The sequence below is a fragment of the Streptomyces sp. NPDC015171 genome, from assembly GCF_043079545.1.
Classification (GTDB): Bacteria; Actinomycetota; Actinomycetes; order Streptomycetales; family Streptomycetaceae; genus Streptomyces.
This window is the reverse complement of sequence record NZ_JBIBUO010000046.1, coordinates 1-4,737: the sequence shown is the minus strand read 5'-3', so window position 1 is coordinate 4,737 and position 4,737 is coordinate 1. Positions and strand designations below refer to the sequence as shown.

General features: G+C 73.5%; 2 protein-coding genes. Both read right to left on the bottom strand.

Going from position 1 to position 4,737, the window contains the following annotated elements; all coding sequences use genetic code 11:
* The coding region (locus ACF073_RS41380) for a type I polyketide synthase (protein ID WP_392076729.1) at positions 1 to 1,682 on the bottom strand (1,682 nt) is incomplete at its 3' end.
* A gap of 64 nt (positions 1,683 to 1,746) precedes the next feature.
* Positions 1,747 to 4,737: SDR family NAD(P)-dependent oxidoreductase (locus ACF073_RS41375; protein ID WP_392076728.1), on the bottom strand; the 2,991-nt coding region annotated here is incomplete at its 5' end.

The following is a 4,737-nucleotide window of genomic DNA, read 5'->3' as shown; positions in this document are numbered from 1 at the left end:
CGACTCAACGCCTCCTCACGAGACCCCGCCACCACCACACCCCGATGACCGAACACCGCACGCGACGTCAAAGACAACGCCACGTCATGCAGCACCGCATCAGGACGGCTCTCCAGAAACTCCGCAAGCCGCCGCGCCTGCCCACGCAACGCCTCCCCAGACCTCCCCGACAACACCAACGGCACCACACCACTGGGCACGATCTTTTCGGCGGGCGGCTGCGTGGACTCGGTGGGGGCGCCTGATCCGGCGGCTTCGGGGTCCTTCGCGCCGGAGTCCTCGGACGCGGGCGCCGCGGGGCGGGCCTGCTCCAGGATGACGTGGGCGTTGGTGCCGCTGAGGCCGAAGGAGGACACGCCGGCACGCCGCGGCTCGTCCCGTTCGGGCCACTCGCGCGACTCGGTGAGCAGTTCGACCGCCCCTGCCGACCAGTCCACCTCGGGCGTCGGAGCGTCCACGTGCAGCGTCCTCGGCAGCACACCGTGCCGCATCGCCTGCACCATCTTGATCACACCCGCCACACCCGCGGTCGCCTGCGTGTGACCGATGTTCGACTTCAGCGAACCCAGCCACAACGGCGAACCCTCAGGACGTGAACGGCCATAGGTGGCCAGCAGGGCCTGCGCCTCGATCGGGTCACCGAGGGACGTACCCGTGCCGTGCGCCTCGACCGCGTCGACGTCCGCCGCGGACAGGCGCGCGTTCTCCAGCGCCTGCCGGATCACCTCTTGCTGGGAGGGGCCGTTGGGGGAGGTGAGGCCGTTGGAGGCGCCGTCCTGGTTCACGGCGGTGCCGCGCACGACGGCCAGGACCTCGTGGCCGTTGCGGCGGGCGTCCGACAGCCGCTCCAGCAGCAGTACGCCCACGCCCTCGGAGAAGCCGGTGCCGTTGGCGCCCGCGGCGAAGGCGCGGCAGCGGCCGTCCGGGGAGAGGCCGCGCTGGCGGGAGAACTCGACGAACATCTTGCTGTCGGCCATCACGGCCGCGCCGCCCGCCAGCGCCATCTCCGACTCGCCGGAGCGCAGGGACTGGACGGCGAGGTGGATCGCCACCAGGGACGAGGAGCAGGCGGTGTCCACCGTCACCGCCGGGCCTTCCAGGCCGAGGGTGTAGGACACGCGGCCCGTGGCGAAGCTGCCGGTGCTGCCACGCCCGAGGTATGCCTCCAGGTCCGCGGGGACCTGTCGTACGCGCGGGGCGTAGTCGTGGTGCATGATGCCGGTGTAGCAGCCGATCCTGCGTCCGCGGAGGGAGGTGGGGTCGATGCCCGCGCGTTCGAAGACCTCCCAGGAGGTCTCAAGGAGCAGCCGCTGCTGCGGGTCCATCGCCAGCGCCTCGCGCGGGGAGATCCCGAAGAACTCGGCGTCGAAGCCGGCCACGTCCTCGATGAAGCCGCCTTCACGGACGTAGGACTTGCCCGGTACGTCGGGGTCGGGGTCGTACATTCCCGCCAGGTCCCAGCCGCGGTCGGCGGGGAACGGGGTAATGCCGTCGATGCCGTCGGCCACCAGCCGCCAGAGGTCGTCGGGGGAGGTCACCCCGCCCGGCAGCCGACAGGCCATACCGACGATGGCGATGGGCTCCCACGCCTTCTCCTCGACCTCGCGCAGTCGGCGGGTGGCCTGACGCGCGGTGGTGACGGCCTTGTTGAGGTATTCGCGGTACTTCTTGTCGTCAGCCACGGGAAAGGTCAGCTCCTAGAGAAAGTCTTCTGACGGCGAGCGGGCAGCGGGGACGGCGGCGGCGTCAGGAAACGGTGAACTCGTTGTCGATGATGTCGAAGACCTCGTCGTCGGAGACCGACTCGAGATCGTCGTCCTCGTCCTGCGAGGCGTCCGGGGTCCACTTGGCCAGCAGGACCTGCAGAGCGGTGGTGACCTGGGCGCGGACCGCCTGGTCGTCGGGTACGGAGGCGAGCGCGGCCCTGAGCTTCTCCATCTCGGCGACCGCCGGGTGCACCGCGGGCCCGCCCTCGGGGGTGAGCGCCTCGCCCAGGTGGGCGACGAGCACGGCCGGCGCCGGGTAGTCGAAGAGGAGTGTCGCGGGCAGCCGCAGGCCGGTGGCCGCGGACAGCTTGTTGCGCAGCTCGACGGCGGTGAGCGAGTCGAAGCCCAGTTCCTGGAAGGCGCGGTCCGGGTGGATGGCGTGCGTGTCCTGGTGGCCGAGGACCACGGCGGTCTCCGCGCGGACCAGGTCGAGCAGGATCTCCTTGCGGGCGTCCTCGTCGAGGCCGGTCAGGCGGTGGCGCAGCGATCCCGCCGTGGCGAGGTCGGCACGCCGGGCGCGGGCCTCGGCCGCCGCGATGCGGCGGGCCTCGGGCAGGCCCAGCAGCAGCGCGGAGGGGCGCTGTGCGGTGAACGCCGCGTGGAATCGCTTCCAGTCGATGTTCGCCACGGTGAGGCCGCTCTGACCGCCCGTCAGGGCGCGGTCGAGGGCGGCCAGCATCAGTTCGGGGCGGACGGCCTCGATGCCCTGGCGGCGCAGCTGCGGTGCCGAGGCGGCGTCGACCATGCCGCCGCCGGCCCAGGCGCCCCAGGCGATGGAGGTGGCGGTCCGGCCGTGGCCGCGCCGGCGCAGGGCGAGGGCGTCCAGGTAGGCGTTGCCCGCTGAGTAGGCGCTCTGGCTGCCGCTGCCCCAGACGCCCGCGATGGACGAGAACACGATGAACGCGTCCAGGGGGGTGTCGTCGAGCAGTGCGTCGAGATGGGCGGCGCCGGCCACCTTGGCCGACACGATGGCGCCGAAGTCGTCGAGGGTCGTCTCCTCCAGGGAGCCGAAGCCGTTGACGCCGGCGGCGTGCACCACCGTGCGGACCGGGTCGCCGTCCGCTGCCAGTCGTGTCAGCAGCTCCGCCAGGGCCTGCCGGTCGGCGACGTCGGCCGCGGCGACGGTGACCCGGGCGCCGGCCTCGGTCAGTTCCGCGGTGAGTTCCGCGGCGCCCGGGCTGTCGGTGCCTCGGCGGCTGACGAGGACCAGGTGCCCGGCGCCGCCCGCGGCCATCCGTCGGGCGACGTGGCCGCCGAGGGCTCCGGTGCCGCCGGTGATCAGGACGGTGCCGGTGGGCTGCCACGGTGTCTCGTCGGGCTGCGGCCGGTGCAGCGGCGTCCGCTCGAGGCGGCGGACGAGGGCCGTCCCGGCGCGCAGGGCCAGTTGGTCCTCATCGGCGATGCCGCCGCCGAGCACGGTGGTGAGCAGGGCGCCGGTCTTGTCGTCGAGGGTGGCGGGCAGGTCGATGAGTCCGCCCCAGCGGCCGGGGTGTTCGAGCGCGGCGACCTGGCCGAGGCCCCACAGGGCGGCCTGGTCGGCGCTGTGCACCGGGTCGGTGTCGCAGGTGGCGACCGCGCCCTGGGTGGCGAGCCACAGCGGTGCCTCGATACCGGCGTCGCCGAGCGCCTGGACGAGGCCGAGCGTCGCGGCCAGACCGCCGGTGACTCCGGGGTGCCCGGGGTGGGTGGTCTCGTCGAGAGCGAGCAGGGACAGGACGCCCGTGATGGTGCCGACGTCGGGCACGGTGCGGGCGAGGAGGTCGGCGAGGGCGGCGCGGTCGGTTCCGTCGACGGGCAGCGGGACGGCGTCGGCGCCCCGGTCGCCGAGGGCGGTGAGGCATGCGGTGACGGTGGCGTCGTCGGTGCGGTCGGCGGGTACGGCGACCAGCCAGGTGCCGGTGGGGGCCGCCGCGGGGTCCGTGGTCCCGGCGGGGGTCCAGGTCGTGCCGTACACCCAGTTGTCCAGCCGGGAGGAGCCCGTTTCGCGGGCCAGCCGGGCTCCGGCGAGCTGTTCCGGGGTCACCTGGCGGCCTATGAGGGCGTCGATGCGGGCGACGGGGGCGCCCGTCTGGTCGGTCACCGTGACCTGCCAGGTCTCCTCGCCCGCGGGGACGAAGTGCGCCCGCAGCCGGGAGGCTCCCCGGGTCCACAGGGTGATGCCGTTCCAGGAGAAGGGCAGTCGGGGCAGGCCGGTGCCGTAGATCAGCGGTGCGTGCAGCGAGGCGTCGAGCAGGGCGGGGTGCAGGGAGAAGCGTCCGGCGTCCTCCTGCTGCTGGTCGGGCAGCGCGACCTCGGCGAAGATCTCGTCGTCGCGGGTCCACACCGCGCACAGTCCCTGGAAGGCGGGACCGTACTCGTAGCCGCGTTCGGCCAGGCCCGCGTACACGGACTCGACGTCCACGGGTACGGAGGTGGCGCCGGCGGGGGGCCAGGCGAGGGCGGGCTCGGAGGACTCCAGGTCCTCGGGGACGAGCGTGCCGGCGGCGTGGCGGGTCCAGTCGGGTTCGTCGCCCTCGGGGCGGGAGTGGACGGAGACGGCGCGGCGGCCGGTCTCGTCGGGCGCGGCGATCTCGACGCGCACCTGGATTCCGCCCTCCTCGGGGAGGATGAGGGGTGCCTCGATGACGAGTTCCTCCAGGGCGCCGCAGTCGGCCTCGGCGCCCGCGGTGAGGACCAGGTCGACGAAGCCGGTGCCGGGCAGCAGGGCGGTGCCCCACACGGCGTGGTCGGCGAGCCAGGGGTGGGTGCGTACGGACCAGCGGCCGGTGAGGGCGATGCCGCCGGTGCCGGGCAGTTCCACGGCGGCGCCGAGGAGGGGGTGTTCGGAGGGTGCGAGGCCGGCGGCGGAGACGTCGCCCTCGGCGCGCTCCGTCTTCAGCCAGTAGTGCTGGTGTTGGAAGGGGTAGGTCGGCAGCTCCACCGGACGCGCCGACCCCGCGTCGAACGCCGCCTTCCAATCAACATCCACACC